Annotated in this window: 16 protein-coding genes; 11 read left to right on the top strand and 5 right to left on the bottom strand. The window is 44.4% G+C overall.

Annotated elements, in window-relative coordinates:
- Positions 1 to 60: 60 nt before the first annotated feature.
- Positions 61 to 1,212 carry an FtsW/RodA/SpoVE family cell cycle protein gene (locus ACY8DX_RS18745; RefSeq protein WP_462405805.1) on the bottom strand — a complete coding sequence of 384 codons (1,152 nt, stop codon included), beginning with the start codon at positions 1,210 to 1,212 and terminating at the stop codon, positions 61 to 63.
- A gap of 420 nt (positions 1,213 to 1,632) precedes the next feature.
- Between ACY8DX_RS18745 and ACY8DX_RS18740 the strand changes: the two genes are divergently transcribed.
- Positions 1,633 to 1,971, top strand: a complete 339-nt coding sequence (locus ACY8DX_RS18740) for a nitrous oxide-stimulated promoter family protein (protein ID WP_439803256.1) — start codon at positions 1,633 to 1,635, stop codon at positions 1,969 to 1,971.
- A 45-nt stretch (positions 1,972 to 2,016) separates the two neighbouring features.
- Here ACY8DX_RS18740 and ACY8DX_RS18735 read toward each other — a convergent pair whose 3' ends face one another.
- Positions 2,017 to 2,874 carry a DegV family protein gene (locus tag ACY8DX_RS18735; RefSeq protein WP_462405804.1) on the bottom strand — a complete coding sequence of 286 codons (858 nt, stop codon included), beginning with the start codon at positions 2,872 to 2,874 and terminating at the stop codon, positions 2,017 to 2,019.
- Between the two features lie 148 nt (positions 2,875 to 3,022).
- Here ACY8DX_RS18735 and ACY8DX_RS18730 point away from each other — a divergent pair, with 148 nt between their 5' ends.
- Positions 3,023 to 3,580, top strand: a complete 558-nt coding sequence (locus ACY8DX_RS18730) for a TetR/AcrR family transcriptional regulator (RefSeq protein WP_053103704.1) — start codon at positions 3,023 to 3,025, stop codon at positions 3,578 to 3,580.
- 214 nt (positions 3,581 to 3,794) lie between these two features.
- Here ACY8DX_RS18730 and ACY8DX_RS18725 read toward each other — a convergent pair whose 3' ends face one another.
- Positions 3,795 to 4,667, bottom strand: a complete 873-nt coding sequence (locus ACY8DX_RS18725; protein WP_462405803.1) for an SMP-30/gluconolactonase/LRE family protein — start codon at positions 4,665 to 4,667, stop codon at positions 3,795 to 3,797.
- A 188-nt stretch (positions 4,668 to 4,855) separates the two neighbouring features.
- Between ACY8DX_RS18725 and ACY8DX_RS18720 the strand changes: the two genes are divergently transcribed.
- Positions 4,856 to 5,266 (top strand): hypothetical protein, encoded by a 411-nt coding sequence (locus ACY8DX_RS18720; RefSeq protein WP_049669575.1) that lies wholly within the window; start codon positions 4,856 to 4,858, stop codon positions 5,264 to 5,266.
- Between the two features lie 80 nt (positions 5,267 to 5,346).
- On the opposite strand, the gene ACY8DX_RS18715 is transcribed toward ACY8DX_RS18720, so the two are convergent.
- Positions 5,347 to 5,805 (bottom strand): YtxH domain-containing protein, encoded by a 459-nt coding sequence (locus ACY8DX_RS18715; RefSeq protein WP_462405802.1) that lies wholly within the window; start codon positions 5,803 to 5,805, stop codon positions 5,347 to 5,349.
- Between the two features lie 243 nt (positions 5,806 to 6,048).
- Here ACY8DX_RS18715 and ACY8DX_RS18710 point away from each other — a divergent pair, with 243 nt between their 5' ends.
- The 5 genes from ACY8DX_RS18710 to ACY8DX_RS18690 all read left to right on the top strand — a co-directional run bounded on the left by ACY8DX_RS18710 (position 6,049) and on the right by ACY8DX_RS18690 (position 11,258).
- On the top strand, positions 6,049 to 6,564 hold the full coding sequence (locus ACY8DX_RS18710) for a PH domain-containing protein (RefSeq protein ID WP_462405801.1): 516 nt from the start codon (positions 6,049 to 6,051) through the stop codon (positions 6,562 to 6,564).
- Positions 6,561 to 8,033, top strand: coding sequence for a PH domain-containing protein (locus ACY8DX_RS18705; RefSeq protein ID WP_462405800.1), 1,473 nt, complete (start codon positions 6,561 to 6,563; stop codon positions 8,031 to 8,033). The genes ACY8DX_RS18710 and ACY8DX_RS18705 overlap by 4 nt, the downstream gene beginning before the upstream one ends.
- A gap of 144 nt (positions 8,034 to 8,177) precedes the next feature.
- The gene (locus ACY8DX_RS18700) at positions 8,178 to 8,360 is read left to right on the top strand and encodes a hypothetical protein (protein WP_462405799.1); all 183 of its coding nucleotides are present in this window, start codon (positions 8,178 to 8,180) and stop codon (positions 8,358 to 8,360) included.
- An 18-nt stretch (positions 8,361 to 8,378) separates the two neighbouring features.
- Entirely contained in the window at positions 8,379 to 9,854 is a 1,476-nt protein-coding gene (gene nagE / locus ACY8DX_RS18695) for an N-acetylglucosamine-specific PTS transporter subunit IIBC (RefSeq protein WP_462406979.1), read from the top strand.
- Positions 9,855 to 9,962: 108 nt separating this feature from the next.
- Complete coding sequence (locus ACY8DX_RS18690) at positions 9,963 to 11,258, top strand: CYP152 family fatty-acid peroxygenase CypC (protein WP_462405798.1); 1,296 nt, start codon at positions 9,963 to 9,965, stop codon at positions 11,256 to 11,258.
- Between the two features lie 43 nt (positions 11,259 to 11,301).
- Here the strand turns inward: ACY8DX_RS18690 and ACY8DX_RS18685 are convergent, their stop codons facing one another.
- On the bottom strand, positions 11,302 to 11,943 hold the full coding sequence (locus tag ACY8DX_RS18685) for a DUF4272 domain-containing protein (protein ID WP_462405797.1): 642 nt from the start codon (positions 11,941 to 11,943) through the stop codon (positions 11,302 to 11,304).
- Positions 11,944 to 12,399: 456 nt separating this feature from the next.
- On the opposite strand from ACY8DX_RS18685, the gene ACY8DX_RS18680 reads away from it, so the two are divergent.
- The 3 genes from ACY8DX_RS18680 to odhB are packed head-to-tail and all read left to right on the top strand — an operon-like array spanning position 12,400 to position 17,950.
- Entirely contained in the window at positions 12,400 to 13,857 is a 1,458-nt protein-coding gene (locus ACY8DX_RS18680; protein ID WP_049669582.1) for a DASS family sodium-coupled anion symporter, read from the top strand.
- A gap of 53 nt (positions 13,858 to 13,910) precedes the next feature.
- Positions 13,911 to 16,721, top strand: a complete 2,811-nt coding sequence (locus ACY8DX_RS18675; protein ID WP_462405796.1) for a 2-oxoglutarate dehydrogenase E1 component — start codon at positions 13,911 to 13,913, stop codon at positions 16,719 to 16,721.
- A 38-nt stretch (positions 16,722 to 16,759) separates the two neighbouring features.
- A complete protein-coding gene (odhB, locus tag ACY8DX_RS18670; RefSeq protein WP_462405795.1) occupies positions 16,760 to 17,950 on the top strand; it encodes a 2-oxoglutarate dehydrogenase complex dihydrolipoyllysine-residue succinyltransferase in 1,191 nt (396 codons plus the stop codon).
- Positions 17,951 to 18,097: the final 147 nt, after the last annotated feature.

Raw genomic sequence — 18,097 nt, 5'->3', positions numbered from 1 at the left:
ATGGCTCTATTAACCTAATCTTGCATAATGTCGATTGTGCATGAAGTCGATGATGAGCTTTTACCCTTTATGAAACATGTAAGACTTTGATTTTGCTGAGATATTCAGGATGATGGTTAATGCAAATAGACTTGAGAGCAGCGAGCTTCCGCCGTAGCTTAGCAAAGGCAGCGGAATGCCCGTAATGGGAACAAGCCCAATCACCATGCCGATATTCTCGAATATATGGAATGTGAACATCGCAATAACCCCAACGCCAATCAGGGCTTCGTACTCATTCTTATTCTTCAGGGTGATGGTCTTGACTTGCATTAAAAGAAGAAAATAGAGCACAACGACAATACTTGCTCCAATAAAGCCATATTCCTCGCCAATTGTAGTGAAAATAAAGTCTGAATGGGCTTCAGGGACATCGACAACCCCGTTTAGAAATCCCTTTCCTTCTGTCATGCCAGAACCGATTGCAAAAATGGACTGAGTGAGCTGATAGCCTATATTGCTGCTGTACATGAAGGGATTCAGCCAGGAATGAATTCGGTTTACTTGGTATTGGTCAAGAAAGACCAATAATAAATCCGGTTGATATAGATAGATATACGTTAAGATGCCAAGGGACAGTACAGCCAAACCAGATAGGAGACTGAGGATTTTCCAGCTTACCCCTGAGCAAAAGATGATGCCAATCATAATGGTCAAAATAACCATCCCAGTACCCGCATCTGGCTGTAAGAGTATAAGGACAAGCGGAATCATTGTCGCAAGCACGATTTTGCCGATAAGTAAGGAATCAGTATAAAGGGTTCTATGAATAAACTTCCGGTTATGGTCGACCGAAAGCTTTGCTAGAAACATAATCAAGAAGACCTTCATAAATTCAGAGGGCTGCAAAGACCCGAGCGGTGTTGAAAACCAGGCCTTAATTCCTTTTATCTCAGGTGCAATGGTTGAAGGGGAAAGAAAGAGAATCACCAATAATAAAATACCGAACACATAAGCAGGGAAGGATAATCTCTTGATCTGCTCCGTATCGAAGTAATAGATGACAGCAGTTAGTGAGAAGGCGATAATATACCAAATGAATTGCCGCAGGGCGAAGTTTGAAGAGTAAGGCAAAGAGGTTTGCGCGCTATAGATGCTTATGCAGCTAATGACCATGAATAAGATGATAATTCCTAATAAACCATAATCGTACTGACTATTATTTCGTTTCATTTCTAATCTCCTTACTATCTTCCTGACAAATAACCAAACCAATAATTTCCATATTAATATAGTAATCTTATTCGGCATAAAAGGGAACCTTTTTTAGGAGAAAAGAACGAGATTCTTAGTCATCATAAAAAATGCCCAGTTATCTGGGCATCTCTGGACAAATTATGATTTTAGCTTCGTGTTAAGCCATTGTGCCGCTTGCATGGCCACAATTGCAGACCTCTTGATTAGATAAGTCTAATCACAGAGCTATGTCAGCCTATGTAAAAAAGGCTTATCCTTTTAATCTTTGCTCGGTACCTCAGTTGTTCTGTACAGTCTCTGCATTTGAGCCTGGATTGTGATTTCCCTTGCTGGTTACATTTAGCGGATGTTCACATTTATTAGATATTTTATGATAGTAATGGAGGTTGATGTCGTGTGGAAAGAATGCAGAGAGAAAGAGAAACAATCGTCCATATGATTGAGATGTATTGTAAGTCTGAACATAAACAGGAGGAGCTATGTGAAAGCTGTGCGGAATTGAAGGAGTATGCTTTATTCCGTCTGAGCAAATGTCCCTTCCAGGAGAAGAAACCTGCCTGTCAGAATTGCAAAATCCATTGCTATAAGCCCGATATGAAGAAACAGGTCAAGGGTGTGATGCGTAAGAGCGGGCCGAAGATGATTTGGAAGCATCCGTACTTAGCGATTATGCATATCGTCGATACCTTCCGAGAAGCTCCTGAGTTGCCGAAAAGGGCGAAGAAAAAGGTCTGAAGCTAAAAAGCTAGAGCTGCAATGGAGCGGCTCTAGCTTTATTTATTAGTGCTGTTTTTGGTAAGCGATTCCTAAGCATTTCGGACCTGTGTGACTTCCGATAGTCGGCCCTAATTCGGTAATAAGGACTTGGTCAAACTTTTCCTCAAGCTGAAGCTCATTTTTTAAGGCAATCGCCTGCTCCAAATTATCAGAGTGGACAATTGTAATCATTCTTGGATCTACCTTGCATTCAAGGAATCTTTTCTTCAGCTCTGTGTAGGCCCCTGATGCTTTACGTGCCTTGCAAGCAACTTCAATGGTCCCCTCATCGGTCAGGCGGAGAATCGGCTTGATTCCCATAATACCTCCGATGGCCCCAGCGGCTGCACTTAAGCGACCGCCTCTAACAAGGTATTTTAATTCATTCACATAGAATTCCATCTGGTATGTCTGCCGATATTTTTCCAAATACATGACAATGTCTGAGAATGATTTGCCGTTTTTTCTCATAGCGCAGGCTTGATAAATCAGCAGACCTTCTCCGACAGATGCAGATAAGGAATCAATGACGGCGATTTTCTGGTCTGGATACGCCTCACAGACTTCGAGGCTGGCTAAACGTATATTATTATAGGTGCAGCTCAATTTACTTGATAAGGTAATGCAAATCACGTCATTCCCTTTACTCAATTCCTTCTGTATGATTTGCATGGCTGCATCAGGTGAAGAGGCGCTTGTTTTGGCTGCTTCGCCTCTCCTCATACGCTCATAGAAATCCGCCATAGGCATAGGGTGCTCTTCCCCGTATTCTACCCCATCATCAAAAGAATAGTTTTGTGATATAACCTTAATCTCTTCTCTATTTATAAAATCGACGGGTAAGTCAGAACTGCTATCCGTTATGATTGATATATTTCTCATGATACCCTCCGTAAGATATTAAACATTGTGTTTTATAAAATATGAGCCTATTATAAGGTTGGATAACGATATCTATCAATCATCAATCCAACTGAAAATGTTAGTTGTGCAACAATTAAGATAGAAGTGTTTAATAAAAGGAGGAAACATGGAAGATTATCGGATTCGAACAACAAAGAAACTCATCAGAGAATCTCTTATCAGGCTGCTGGAGAAAAAGCCGATCAACAAAATTACCGTGACGGAGCTTTGTGCGGAATGTGAAATAAATCGAGCAACCTTCTATCGCTATTATGAGGATGTCTATGATCTGCTGGATCAGCTGGAAAAGCAGCTAGTCCTAGAATTAAAGAACGGCCTCCATCTCGCACGGAATGACTACACCATATCAGGGTTTACAGAGGAAATACTGGAGGTCATCCTAAGGAATAAAGAGCTGAGCCGCATGCTGTTCAATGAACGGAGCGGCAAGGACTTCCTGCGGGATATACTGGAGATTGCCCATAATAAATGCATGGAGGAGTGGAAACGCTCCGGCAAGGATATCCCCAAGAATAAGATTGACTACCTATGCACCTTCATAACAGCCGGTACGATTGGTATCCTGAATGAATGGATGATAAACGATTTCAAGGAAACGCCGCGGGAGATAGCCGAGTTAATCGAGAATATCAGCCATTTTGGCATCAAAAAAATTATTTATTAAACAGCACAGGGAGACCGGATAACGGTCTCTTTTTTTCATGATGGACTAATATCATTCTTTATTGTGCTACATAAAATCTGGCTTTTATGGTTATCGGGAGGGGTGGTGAAAGAGTGGGATAGATATGGGAGGAGCCGCGCCTATCCCTCCCCTTCGTCCCGCTGGAAAATAAAAAAACAGGAGCAGACAGCTCCTGTTCCTTGTCACCGCCGGCTTACCCATTAAACGGAACAGCTGGCATTCCTTTTACCCCTGGCTTAATACGGAATAGTCCGCCTGCATGGGGGAATTCGTTCATGTCGGTATCATCCTGTTTGGCTGTTGTGATATAAAGTTCATCTAAGTCCGGACCGCCGAATGTGCATGAGGTGACATGCTTGGCTGGTACGGAAATAGTGGTTAGCTGCTGCCCGTTGTTTGGGTCCCAGCGAGATACCTTAGACCCGCTGTAATGGGCTATCCAGAGCATGCCCTCCTCGTCAATGGTCATTCCATCCGGGAATCCTTCATCCTCCGGAAAGGCAATGATATTACGTGGGTTTGTGATGCTGCCTGTTTTAGCATCATAGTCGTAGGCGACAACCTTTAAGGTTGGGGTGTCAATAAAGTAAAAGGTTGATTCATCGGGTGACCAGGCGAGCCCGTTGGAATTAGTGACCTCGCTGATTTTTCTATCCACCTCGAGATTTGTATCAAGGCAGTATAGTGCACAAGTGTGTTCTTTTCCCTCTAAATGGATAGTGCCCGCCCAAAAGCGCCCTTTTGGGTCGCATTTGCCGTCATTGAAGCGATTGTCCGGCAGATGGCTTTCAGGGTCTGTGATTGGTTCTAATTGACCGGTCTCGAGGTTCATGAAGTAAAAGCCATTCTGCAGGGCGATGACTGCGCCGCCTGATTTTCTCGGAACGATGGTGCCGGGCATTTGCTCCAGCTCAATCGTTCGGTTTGATCCTTTGGCATATTCGAATATATGTAGCTGCTTTCCCATAATGTCCAGCCAGTATAGGGATTGGGATTTTTCATCCCAAGTCGGTCCCTCCCCTAAAATGGCGTTTTCATCAACTAGCAGTTCCAGTTTTCCTGACAATAGTATCCCCTCCAAATTGCTCGTTTCCTTGCTTAAATCCTCTTTACCCTATTACTCTTCGCTCTAGTATCAATTTTCTCCTTTTTTCGTTAAGGAGTATGGTTTAATTGCCATTTTTTATGGATTGATAATGCTTATACACGAAAAATATAATAGGTATACAACCATCAAGAAAGCAGGGATCTGTAATGTTAAACAAGGAAGAAACATTAGGTTATGTTCGTGTAGTAATAGGAGAAGACGGAAAGGTAGCGCACATTTGCCCGAATACGCTTCATCACCCAGATCCGGCTGAACAAGAACGCCTTAACAAGGTCGTAACAGTTGAAATGCTGGATGAATCATTAACAAAAGATACACATTCCTATAAAGATTGCCAGGTTTTAGTTGTCTTCAGTGAAGATAAAGATGGTCTTAATATTGCACATTCTATGATGATTCAACCAGGATTTAAGGATTTCTGGCGTGAAAGAATTACGAAGAAAATTGAAAAACCACATACAAGCATGCGCGATGAAATTCATGTTCAAAGCCGTATTGATTTATGGGAAGAAACATATAAAGAATCATTTGTTCCTACAAGAACAGTAGAACAATAAGAAGCAGACAGCAGGCTGGAGCCTGCTGTTTTTATTTTGGACATAGGAAGAGGGCGGGAGAATTCTCCTGCCCTCACTCATTATTCCTTGTCTTCCTTTTCTTTTTCCTGGATTTCTTCAAGCTCTTCCTCAAGCTCTTCCTCAAGCTCCTCGAGGGCTTCTGCCTGTGCGTGCAGTTTGGCCTCAGTCAGCTTCAGCTTAAGAGTGCTGATGGTCTCACGGATGGAAGAGGATTGTTTAGAGAGTTTTTCTGCTATATCCGCTTTTTTCGCCTTGCACTGTTCAGTGAATTCTTCCCCTTTATGAACAGCACTTTGCTTCAGCTCATCGGCTTTATGACATATGTATTTACCGCCGTCTGTAGCTGCAAGGTCACTGCGTAGTTCTTTCCCGCTCTTTGGTGCCAAAAGGAGTGCGGCAGCTGCGCCAATCATCCCGCCGACTAATCCACCAATCAGAAAATTCTTGCAATCACATGTGCATTTTTCGGTACATGCCTTCTCGGTGCAATTTGTTGATTTCTTGGTAGTTGTACTCATCTTTAATCCCTCCTTGAAATAAATGGCGACTTTCCTCATCACTTTAATTATTCGGGACATATTTTAGGCTGTAAATAGATGAATCTTTCCTGTTTTGGAAAAGCATTTGTAAGGCTTTTCGACTTATTTCTCGGGAAATAAGAAAAGTCAGCCAACTATTTTAAAAATTGACAAAATCTATTCTATGTCATGGCTCCTTATGAGAGAATATTCATGTAAGCAGGAATGGTTAGGGGGAGGAGTATGTATTTAAAGATAAAAGAGCCAACGAAGCAAATATCGGCAGATAGTGTGCGGGTGTGGCGATTAAGCAATTTATTAGGCTATGGGATTGCCTTGTGTATAGCAGGAGTATTCCTTTTTGCAGCGAATTATTATGATTGGAAGACATGGATTTTCACGATTCTGACAATCATTACTGTTTTGCTTTTGGCATTGGCGGTTTGGTCTGTCGGGATTGAGCCTATATACCTCCAGAAAACATGGCGGTATGAAATAGATGAACAGTTTGCCCAGCTGAAATATGGGCGTTTCACGGTGAAGCATATTGTCATTCCAATGGAAAAGGTTGAGTATGTGTCAACCAATCAAGGCCCTTTTTTGCGGAAATATGGACTTTACAATGTCGAAATTGGCACAACGACTTCAGATCATACGATTCCGGCTATCCATCATGATGAGGCTTATGCTTTAAGGGAGCAGATTGCGATCTATGCAAAGGTGAAGCTTGATGGGGAGAATGGGGTTGAGGAGGCTTGAGGAACGAGAAGAGAAGGTATCATCCAGCCGTCATTCTTTTTAATATGACCTCCTTTATTAAAGATATGTTCTTTTTGATTATTATTCTGTTCGTTATCAATATTGGCTCAGCGTCGAAGCTGATCATTTGGGGAAGATACGCAATGATTGGATTGTTCTTCGGATACATCCTCTACAGTATCTTGAAATGGTCGATTGAGACCTATGAGATAACGAATGAGGCGATTGTATTTCGGGATGGAGTGTTCGTAAAGAATCAGCGGAATATCCCCTTTAAGCGAATTCAGGACCATCATTCAAAGGCGAATTTCATCCATCAGCTGCTCGGGATTACCTCCCTGAAGCTCGAAACCGGCACAAGCGATAAGGATGCGAATATATCATTCCCGGCCATTTCGTTAGCAGAAGAGACGCGAATTCTTGGGGTATTGCTTAAGAATGATGAAGTGTTACCAGACGAGGTAAAGGTGGAGAAGGAGCGAATCGTATTCTTTGAATCGACCCAAAAGGATACGATTAAGGCTGCCTTTACTTCATTTAGCTTTCTTGCCCTGTTTCCCCTTTTGATGACAGCCTACTTCCAACTGGATGAATGGCTGAACATCGAGGAAACATCCAAGCAGGTATTGCTTTATTTCGAGCGGAATATGTGGATATGGATTCCGTTAGGGCTGGTTATGCTGCTTGCGGCGTTTACGGTCGGATATTTACAAACCTTGTTTAGATACGGTAATTTTATCATCTCGGCAGATGACGACCGAATTTATATTTCAAGAGGCGTACTTACGACTAATACGTATTCGATTCAAAAGTCAAGGGTGCAGGCAATCAAAATCCAGCAATCCTTGCTGAAACGGGTTTTTGGCATGGCGGAAATAACGCTTGTCAGTGCCGGTCAGGAAACCATCGGAACAGAGATGGAAATCAATTCTCTGTACCCATTTATGGAGAAGAAAAAAGCTTATCAATTAACAAATCAGCTGCTGCCTGACTACCATATCGTGGAGGATATGCATCGGCTTCCAAAGAAGGCCCTATGGCTAAAGCTGATCAGGCCATACTATTTTACTTTAGGTGCCATCATTATTCTGGCATTTGTGAAGAGGGAATGGCTATTGGCAGCAGCTGTTGTTTTGCTGGCAGAGATAATCTTCCGTTTGCTCGACTATCAATTTACGAGCTATTTGAAGGAAGAGGAGTATATCCAAGTACGGGAAGGCGGAATATACACGAGGACCATACACACCAAATGGCGGAATCTGCAGCAGATTGAAGTCTCTCATTCCTGGCTGCAGAGAAAGTTCGGTGCAGCAACCATACAGTTTTATAATCGGGCGAAGCCCTTTCAGTTAACCATATTAATGGATGTATCCAAGGAGGAAGCAAAGGCATTTTATGAACGTTTTTGCCGCCGCTCAGCTAAGAGGAATCCAATAAGACAGGAAACGATACACGAGGAATCACGCTAACAGGGATTTCCACCAAAGACAAGGCAGAATTTTGGCATGCCTTGTCTTTTTTTGTTCATAGGCTTATTCATAGGTCGGAAGAATGAAGTGTCCATAATCGCATAGCATTACAGTGAAGGGGAAAAGAAACTCTTAAAGGAGGTGATGGATAGAGAGTCATTTGCTCAATCCCGTGAAGACAAACAGCTGTCGATAATAGGTCATTTGCTTCATGAAAGGACCGGTCGCAGCCAAGTCACCCTGCTTTTATCAGCATTTATTGAGCTTATTTATTTAATCATAATGTTCGTTCAACGGGAATTGAGCAAGCTTGTTCATTCAAATTAAGAAATAGGGGGAGTAATGATGCGAAAGTTTTTTCAAAGGCTCGGCAGCTCGTTAATGCTTCCGGTTGCAGTGCTGCCTGCCGCGGCAGTTCTGCTTGGCATAGGGTATTGGATTGATCATGATGGCTGGGGAACAGGCAACGCTGTCGCAGCTTTTCTGATTATGGCTGGGAAGTCCATTATTGATAATATTGCCATGCTGTTTGCTCTTGGAGTTGCCCTTGGGATGTCAAAGGATCGGGATGGGTCAGCCGCACTCAGCGGTTTAGTGGCCTATCTAGTTGTGACGACTTTACTTGGCAGTGATTCTGTTGCCATGCTGCAAGGGATAGATCCAGAGAATGTTGATCCATCCTTTATCAAGATTGGGAATGCCTTTGTCGGGATTATATGCGGACTTGTAGCTGCCTCAATGTATAACAGATTCAGTCATGTTAGGCTGCCGGATGCGCTTGCATTCTTTAGCGGGAAGCGTCTTGTCCCTATCATGACCTCCCTGGCGATGCTGGTTCTCTCGCTTGCCCTCTTGCTTGTCTGGCCGCCTGTCTATTCCTTGTTAGTACAATTTGGAGAATGGATCAGCGGGCTTGGCGCGATTGGAGCAGGACTTTATGGCTTCTTTAACCGTTTATTGATTCCAACTGGGCTGCATCATGCCTTAAACGCGGTGTTCTGGTTTGATGTGGCAGGGATAAACGATATCTCGAATTTTTGGACTGGAAATGGGGAAAAAGGGGTTACGGGTATGTACCAGGCAGGCTTCTTTCCCATTATGATGTTTGGTCTCCCAGCAGCTGGCCTGGCCATGTATCATACAGCGAAAACGAAACATAGGAAGCAGGTTGGCTCACTCATGCTTGCGGCCGGTTTCGCAGCCATCCTGACAGGGGTGACAGAGCCGATTGAGTTTGCCTTTATGTTTCTCGCACCTATGCTCTATTTAGTTCATGCTGTGTTGACGGGCTTATCCCTGGCGATTGCAGCAGCCTTTCAATGGACAGCTGGATTCGGCTTCAGTGCCGGGTTGATAGATTTCATCCTAAGCTATAATCTTACGCTTGCCAACCAGCCATACATGCTACTAGTCCAGGGGCTTGTGTTCGCGGTCATCTATTATTTCCTTTTCCGCTTCATCATTGTGAAATTTGACTTGAAAACGCCTGGACGGGGAGAGGAATTAGAGGAAACGGCGACTGTCTCTCGGGATCGTTCCTCTATAGACTCGAAATACACCGCTCAGGCAGAGAAGATTTACGCAGCGCTTGGAGGCTCTGCAAATGTGACATCGATTGATAACTGTGCGACAAGGCTCCGGCTTGAGGTGAAGAATATGGATGTAGTCGACCAGCAGAAAATTAAGTCGACAGGTGTTCCTGGTGTTCACGTCACTGGCGGAGAAAGCATTCAAGTCATTGTTGGCCCGAATGTCCAATTTGTCGCAGACGAAATGAAGAAACTCCATCGTAATGACGGAAGGAGTGTGAGCGGCTCTTAATGAGCTGCTTTTTTTGTGATAGGACCATTCTAACCGTATGTTTAGTACGCCTTTGGATGGGTATGCTAATCGTAAATAATTGGTACGGATAGAATGGAGATGGTATGGATGATCAAAGCTAGGAAAATGCCAAAGGAAAGAACGATTGATCAAACATTAACCCTGCTTGCAGAAGGGTATGATTATCTTCCTAACCGGACGATACGGGAGAACGTGAATGTTTTTCAGACTAGATTGCTTGGTCAGAAGGTAATTTGTATCAGCGGAGAAGAAGCGGCACGGGCGTTTTATGATGAAGAACGTTTCATTCGAAAGCCGGCCGTTCCAAAGCGGATTCAAAAGGCGCTGTTTGGTGAGCATGGCGTGCAGGTGCTTGATGATGAGGAACATAAGCATCGAAAGGCGATGTTCATGTCTGTCATGACCCATGAGAATCTTGGGCGGCTTGAGGAGATTTCAAGAAGAGAATGGCGAGCTGCTGCAAGAGGCTGGACAAAGGAGCAGGAGATTGTCTTGATGGAAGAGGCGAAGCGCACACTTTGCCGGATTGCCTGCGAATGGGCCGGTGTTCCCCTCTATGAGGATGAAGTTAAGAACCGGGCTCAGCAGCTGTTTGATTTAGTTGATTCCATCGGTGGAGTCGGTTCACGCTATCAAAGAGGAAGAAAAGCGCGAAAGCAGGCAGAGGGTTGGATTGCTGAATTGATTGGCCAAGTCCGGGATGGGACTCTTCATCCATCAGAAAATACGGCTCTGTACATCATGGCTCACCATACGGAATTGAACGGGGAGCAAATGAAGCCAAAGACAGCGGCGGTTGAGGTCATTAATATTATCCGCCCGATGGTCGCTATTGCTTATTTCGTCGTATTTGGTGCATTAGCCTTGCATGAACACCCCCTTGTGAGAAAGAGGATGAAGGAGGATGACGGGATGTACAGCAAGATGGTCGTTCAGGAAGTAAGACGTTATTATCCTTTTGCTCCTATGCTCGGTGCAAGGGTGCGGAATGATTTTCTCTGGGAGGGCTATGCTTTCAAGAAAGGAACCTTAGTACTCCTTGATTTATATGGCACAAATCATCATCCGGATCTTTGGGAGAAACCGGATGAGTTCAATCCGGAAAGGTTTGGGAATTGGAGGAAGAGTCCATTTGATTTTATCCCCCAAGGCGGCGGGGACTATGATAAAGGGCATCGCTGTGCGGGAGAATGGGCAACCGTGAAGGTGATGATGGTCTTCATGGAATTATTCGCTAAAGAGCTCGATTACGAGGTTTGCGAGCAGGATCTTACCTACAGCATGGCAAGGATTCCAACGTACCCAGAAAGCGGTTTTCGGATGAAGGTGCTCAGCCTGAAACCAAAAGAGAAGAATCAAGTTACTGGACAAGGACATTCATAAAGAAAGAAGAGGCATCGCTCACTCAGCGATGCCTCTTCTTTCTTTACGTATCCATGGAAATCTCTTCCCATTCCTCTCCATCGAGGTTCAATAGCCAGGTCAGGCCATATCTTCGTTCATACACAACTCCCGGATTGATGCTGACGGCAAGCTCTTGGTTAAGAAGACGTGTTTCTACTAGTGCCCAATGAAGCCGATAATATAAGTCCAATTCATCCATTAATTCATTATGATTCCGTAAATGTGCTTGCTTGAGCAGGTCTTCTCGCTCAGATTGGAGCATGAGATCGTAGAGTGTCTGTACATCTGATAAGTCATTTGGAAATGGCAAATCGCGGACTAAGCTGACAGCCCATAAAAGAGCCGAATTGCATTCAATTCTCCATGAGTAGGCATTTAGTTCATCCTGGTCAGGATCTTCATTTTCGAGAAATTCCAACTCATAAGGAGTGAAGAGCCCCTCTTTATAGAAACGGTCAATTAATTCATCCACAACTTCATCAGGCGCCCCGCTGCCTTTGGCGGAAACGACCGTGTTGGCAATAGCCCGGTCGATAATGGCTTCAATCGTCCTAATCTCGTGTTCTTCATCTCTATGTAATGGCGGTAAATTCTTATTGACGGGTATACCCAATGCCCTTACGACTTTCTCCGTTCGTATTTTCCTGCCTACTGGACTGTTCATCTTTTGTCCCCCCTTTGTGTATAAAACTCTCCCATCGTCATATTTCAAAAGGATATGCTGCTAATATCCTGATTTTAACATAAGAGGTAATTTCAATGCATTTATCTACCTTTACTCTAACGGCTGAAGTTGCCTCACAGCCATGCAGAGTGAAAAGTAATATAGGCTAATTTAATATTCTATGATATCAACTAACACTTTCCTGCAAAACTTGTCGGCCTTTTTGAATGATTCTTCCTTTCTATTCTTTGAATCACTGATTTTTTCTTATTATAGGCCTAATGTCCTTCACAATTTATAATCTATCTCCTCTTTGAAAATCAAGAGATATGTCCTGGCGGATAGTGGGAGGCTATCTCAATTTTGTAAGTAATGTAAGTGATAAGTAATTTAGTAAAGCGCTTACATTACTGGTTTTTATACTAAGATAAAGATATGAAAGGGAGGGATTAGAACATGCAAAAGAAAAAAATAATCTCGATTATTGCAGCAATTGTGGTCTTTCTTATCATTATTCTTTTACCTACTCCGGAAGGTCTTCCGGTGGCAGGACAAAGAGCATTAGCCATTCTAGCTTTCGCAGTTATTCTTTGGATTACAGAAGCCGTTACCTATCCAGTCAGTGCAGCCGCCATTATTGGACTTATTACCATCTTCATCGGTCTAGCTCCGACAGTGGAGGACCCATCTGCTACCTATACGACCAAAGGAGCCCTGCAGCTCGCATTAGGAGGCTTCAGCAACACAGCTGTTGGTCTAGTTGCCGGTGCCTCCTTCCTCGCAGTCGCGATGGAGATTACAGGACTTCATAAACGAATTGCCTTATTCATCATGTCAAAGGTTGGGACGAAGGCGAGCAGTCTTGTCATTGGGACAATTGCCGTCAGTATCGTGCTTGCCTTCTTCGTCCCAAGTTCCACAGCTCGTGCTGGAACATTGGTGCCGATTCTGTTAGGAATTGTGGCAGCCTTGTCGATGGCGAAAAATAGTAAGCTATCAGCCTTGCTGATGATTACGGCCGTACAGTCCATTTCCATCTGGAATGTTGGAATCAAGACAGCAGCCGCACAAAACATGGTGGCCTTAGGATTCATGGGAGAGGCCTTTGGCTTTGATATTACATGGGGGAAATGGTTTATCTACGCAGCTCCATGGTCAATCCTCATGTCTGTTGTTCTCTACTTTGTCATGACACGGCTGATCAAGCCTGAAATGGATGACTTAAAGGACAGTAAAGCTTTAATTAAATCCCAGCTTAAGGACCTAGGTAAAATGTCGAAAAAAGAACTCAAATTGATTGTCATTTCTTTATTATTATTGTTCGCCTGGGCGACAGAGGGAATGCTCCATCCGTTTGATTCAACAAGTGTTACCTTTATCGCGGTAGCCATCATGCTTCTTCCTGGAATTGGGGTTTATACGTGGAAAGAGGTTGAAAGAAAAATTCCTTGGGGCACGTTGATTGTGTTTGCAGTCGGAGTCTCTATGGGTTCGGTCCTTCTAAGCACAAAAGGGGCTGAATGGTTATCTACGAATACGTTAGAAGCAATGGGCTTAACCGATATGCCAATCATTGGAATCGTGATGGTTCTGTCCCTTTTCAACATCTTGATTCACTTAGGGTTTGCGAGTGCCACAAGCTTATCATCCGCGTTTATTCCAATTGTTATTGCGCTCGTGGCTGGTATGGGAACAACCGATTTCAATGGCCCTGGACTTGTGCTGATTCAGCAGTTCGTCATCAGCTTCGGATTCCTCTTGCCAGTAAGTGCACCGCAGAACATGCTTGCTTATGGAACAGGAGCGTTCAGTTCTAAGGATTTATTGAAATCAGGGATTCCAATTACATTGATCGGTTATCTTCTGATTGTCCTGTTTAGTATGACGTATTGGCAATGGGTCGGTCTGTTGTAAGCGTCATCAAAGAGGTTGTTCATAGAGAAACAATTTGGGGAGGAGAAACAACTATGCAATCAAGTACGAACAAGCCGTGGAATGCATTCCACGGTCCGAACTTCGGGTATTTATTGGAGCAATATGAACAGTATCTAGCAGATAAAAGCTCAGTGGATGAAAGCTTTCAACATTTGTTTGATCAATGGGGAGCCCCGCATGAGGCAGAAGCAGAAATGAATCAACCAGGGCTTTCTCCAAATAAATGGATGCAGAGGATGCGAAAGCTGATTGCTGTAATGGAGCTGGCAGGGAATATTCGAAAGAGGGGGCACCTTGAAGCGGATATCAATCCAATAGAAAGAAGAAAACCAATCGGGATTGGGAATCCACAATCATACAATCTCACAGAGGAGCAAATAAGAGAGATCCCAGCTGAATTTATTTCACCTATGCTGCAAGGATCTTATATAGATGGATTAGCGGCCATCAACCGGCTCAAAGAGCTGTATATGAATAAGATTGGCTATGAGATTGAGCATCTAGTTGAAGAAGAACGAAAATGGTTTGCTGAGCAAATTGAACAAGGATATGTGGACCGCGCCATCCAAAAGATTGATAAGAAGAATTTGATGGAACAGCTTATGGCAGCAGAAGGGTTCGAACAATTTATCCATAGAACCTATGTTGGACAAAAGCGCTTCTCGGTTGAAGGACTCGAAACATTGGTGCCGGCTGTTGAGGAGCTGGTGAAGATTTCGGCAGAGGCAGGATTTGATGATGTAGCGATTGCGATGGCTCACCGCGGCCGGCTGAATGTACTGGCCCATGTGATGGATAAGCCATATGAAGCGATTCTTTCTCAATTCCAGCATTCTGCTTATCCAGGCAATAAGCCAGCATTAAGTACAACAGGCGATGTGAAATATCATATGGGAGCAACCGCGGAAAAAGTCTATGACGGGAAGAGGATAACCGTAACGATGGGCAATAATCCGAGCCATCTTGAGATTGCTAACTCTGTTGTTGAAGGATATGCACGGGCGGCGCAGGAAGTCCGGACGAGCAAGGGAAATCCAGGCCAAGATTTTAACAAAGCATTATGTGTATTAGTGCATGGTGATGCGGCCTTCCCTGGTCAGGGATGTGTAGCCGAAACGCTGAATTTCTCAAGAACAGCTGCTTATCATACGGGTGGTACGATCCACATCATTGCTAATAACAATATTGGCTTTACAGCTGAAACACATGAATCACGCTCAACTGAATATTCAAGTGATTTGGCAAAAGGCTTTGATGTTCCAATCATTCATGTGAATGCGGATGATCCTGAGGCATGCCTGGCTGTCATGGATTTGGCTTTTCAGTACCGTCAGGCATTTAACCGTGATATTGTAATCGACCTTATTGGATACCGCCGCCTCGGCCATAATGAGATGGATGAACCGATGGCAACGAACCCAGTGATGTATAAGAAGGTAAGAAATCATCCAACTATTACGGCAGTGTATCGACAGCAGGCAGCCGCCGCAAATGCTCTTACAGATTCAGAGACTGCCAAGATAGAAGAGCTGGCAGTTGCCAAGCTGAAGGAAGCCCATGGCCGTATTTCGAAGGAACAGGAAGCAATCCCTTCCATTGAGGAAATGATGAATGGTGTTCCAACGGCTAATGTGAAAACGGATACAACAGTGGATCATCCGACCTTATCAAAGCTCAATACTGAGCTGCTCGATTGGCCGGAAGAGTTCGAGGCATTCAAGAAGGTGCATAAGATTCTTGAACGAAGAAGAGAGGTCTTTGGGAACCAAGGGAAGGTTGATTGGGGACATGCGGAAGCGCTGGCCTTTGCTTCTATCTTGAAGGATGGAACTCCTATCAGGATTACGGGTGAGGACACAGAGCGCGGAACATTCTCGCACCGCAATCTCGTTCTGTCGGATGAGCGCACGGGTGTGAAATATAACCCGCTGCATGAGATGGAATCAGCCAATGCCTCCTTCGCCATCCATAATAGTGTGTTATCGGAAGAAGCGGTGCTCGGTTTTGAGTATGGATATAGCGTGTTCTCAAAAGAGACACTCGTATTGTGGGAAGCACAGTTTGGTGATTTCGCTAATGGTGCCCAAGTGCTATTCGACCAATTTATCTCCTCCGGGAAAGCGAAGTGGGGGCAAACGTCTGGTCTTGTTGTTCTGCTGCCGCATGGTTTTGAAGGGCAGGGACCAGAGCATTCCAGTGCGAGAATAGAAAGATTCCTGCAGCTATGTGCGGAAAACAATATGACTGTAGCCAATCTCTCATCTGCCGCACAATACTTCCATCTTCTAAGAAGACAGGCTGCACTGCTCGAGAGGGATGAGGCGAGACCGCTCATTCTTATGACACCTAAGAGCTTATTGCGTAATCAGGCAGCAGCCTGCTATATAGAGGAGTTCACAAATGGAGAATTCCAGCCGATCATTGAACAGCCTGGTCTCGGGGCAGCAGCCGAAAAGGTTGAGCGCATTGTATTCTGTTCAGGACGTCTCGCAGTTGAGCTGGGCGAAAATGTGAGCAGGCAGATGGAACCCGAGTGGCTGGATATCATCCGGGTGGAAGAGTTATATCCATTCCCTAAAGAAGAAATCAAGAGGATTGTGAATCGCTACAAGAACCTAAAAGAGGTCATTTGGGTACAGGAGGAGCCAAAGAATATGGGAGCATTCCGTTATATGGAGCCTAAACTGACGGAAATCATCCCATCCCATCTATCCATTTCCTATATTGGAAGACCGGAAATGGCAAGTCCTGCAGAGGGAGATCCGCTTGTCCACAAGAAAGAGCAGGAGCGGATCATTCATGAAGTATTCACAAAAACGAAAGAGGGCTTTGCGGTTAAATAAACCGGATAAGACTTGATAAGGAAGGATTGATTCATAAGATGGCAGAGGTAAAAGTTCCAGAATTAGCAGAATCCATTACAGAAGGTACGATCAGTGAATGGTTGAAACAACCAGGGGATGCAGTAGAAAAAGGTGATTACCTGCTTGAGTTGGAAACGGACAAAGTGAATGTGGAAATTATTTCTGAGCATAGCGGTGTATTAGAAAGCATCATGAAGGATGCTGGAGATACCGTACAAGTCGGTGAAACAGTCGCAGTGATTGCAGAAGGCAAAGAGGCCGCTCCAGTCCTTAAAGAACAAGCCTCACCAGTAAAGGAGGAGGCGGCACCGCCAGCAGTGCATAAACAGGAGGCAGTTTTGGCTACCCCTGCAGCACGAAAGCTCGCACGTGAAAAGGGTATCGACCTCAGCAAGGTAGAAGCAGTGGATCCGATTGGACGAGTCAATAAGCAGGATGTTGAGAGAACATCCGGGAAGCCGAAGGGAAATCCTGTACCTAAGCAGTCAATCCAAGTCAGCAGCGATAAGCCTGTAGAAATTGTAAAGATGTCCCGCAGACGCCAGACTATTGCCAAACGCCTTGTAGATGTCCAGCATACAGCAGCCATCTTGACGACCTTTAATGAAGTGGATATGAGTGCTGTCATGAAGGTAAGGAAGAAAAGGAAGGATGCATTCCAGCAGGAGCATGATGTTAAGTTAGGGTTTATGTCCTTTTTCACAAAGGCCGTCATTGGCGGATTGAAGAAGTACCCGCTGTTAAATGCAGAGGTACAAGGAGATGAGCTTCTGATCAAGAAGCATTATGATATTGGGATTGCGGTCTCAGCACAAGAGGGGCTGGTCGTGCCTGTTGTGAAGAATGCGGACAGAATGAACTTCGCCGAGATTGAGAAGGAGATTATGGACCTTGCCGTGAAGGCGCGCAATGCCAAGCTTGGTCTTGCCGATCTTCAGGGAGGCACGTTTACGATTACAAATGGCGGGACATTTGGATCGCTTCTATCCACTCCAATCTTAAATGCACCGCAGGTTGGGATTCTTGGGATGCATTCCATTCAATACCGCCCGGTAGCAGTCGATCAAGAGCGTATAGAAATCAGGCCGATGATGTATATTGCCCTTTCCTATGACCATCGAATCGTTGATGGGCGGGAGGCAGTTGGCTTCCTCGTTAAGGTGAAGGAATTGCTCGAGGACCCTGAGAAGCTTCTTTTAGAAGGATAATAGAATAGAACAGTATTCTGCGCTGCTAGTAAGAATGTTATTCTTGCTGGCAGTGCTTTTTTATGCGTTTTTTGGAAAATGTTAAGAAAAATCGACAAAAAGCTCATTTACTAGGAGAAAATGCCTGGAGCATTTATACTTAATGTA

Source organism: Gracilibacillus sp. Marseille-QA3620, from assembly GCF_054950035.1.
Note: the sequence above shows the minus strand (reverse complement) of the source record. Positions and strands in the feature narration are given on the sequence as shown.

Excerpts from the sequence above, each read along its gene's own strand:
- ACY8DX_RS18675 (WP_462405796.1), top strand. The coding sequence starts at position 13,911 with ATGCAATCAAGTACGAACAAGCCGTGGAATGCATTCCACGGTCCGAAC.
- odhB (WP_462405795.1), top strand. The coding sequence starts at position 16,760 with ATGGCAGAGGTAAAAGTTCCAGAATTAGCAGAATCCATTACAGAAGGT.
- ACY8DX_RS18735 (WP_462405804.1), bottom strand. The coding sequence starts at position 2,874 with ATGAGAAATATATCAATCATAACGGATAGCAGTTCTGACTTACCCGTC.
- ACY8DX_RS18745 (WP_462405805.1), bottom strand. The coding sequence starts at position 1,212 with ATGAAACGAAATAATAGTCAGTACGATTATGGTTTATTAGGAATTATC.
- ACY8DX_RS18710 (WP_462405801.1), top strand. The coding sequence starts at position 6,049 with ATGTATTTAAAGATAAAAGAGCCAACGAAGCAAATATCGGCAGATAGT.
- ACY8DX_RS18715 (WP_462405802.1), bottom strand. The coding sequence starts at position 5,805 with ATGAGTACAACTACCAAGAAATCAACAAATTGCACCGAGAAGGCATGT.
- ACY8DX_RS18685 (WP_462405797.1), bottom strand. The coding sequence starts at position 11,943 with ATGAACAGTCCAGTAGGCAGGAAAATACGAACGGAGAAAGTCGTAAGG.
- ACY8DX_RS18700 (WP_462405799.1), top strand. The coding sequence starts at position 8,178 with ATGGATAGAGAGTCATTTGCTCAATCCCGTGAAGACAAACAGCTGTCG.
- ACY8DX_RS18730 (WP_053103704.1), top strand. The coding sequence starts at position 3,023 with ATGGAAGATTATCGGATTCGAACAACAAAGAAACTCATCAGAGAATCT.
- nagE (WP_462406979.1), top strand. The coding sequence starts at position 8,379 with ATGCGAAAGTTTTTTCAAAGGCTCGGCAGCTCGTTAATGCTTCCGGTT.
- ACY8DX_RS18680 (WP_049669582.1), top strand. The coding sequence starts at position 12,400 with ATGCAAAAGAAAAAAATAATCTCGATTATTGCAGCAATTGTGGTCTTT.
- ACY8DX_RS18720 (WP_049669575.1), top strand. The coding sequence starts at position 4,856 with ATGTTAAACAAGGAAGAAACATTAGGTTATGTTCGTGTAGTAATAGGA.
- ACY8DX_RS18690 (WP_462405798.1), top strand. The coding sequence starts at position 9,963 with ATGATCAAAGCTAGGAAAATGCCAAAGGAAAGAACGATTGATCAAACA.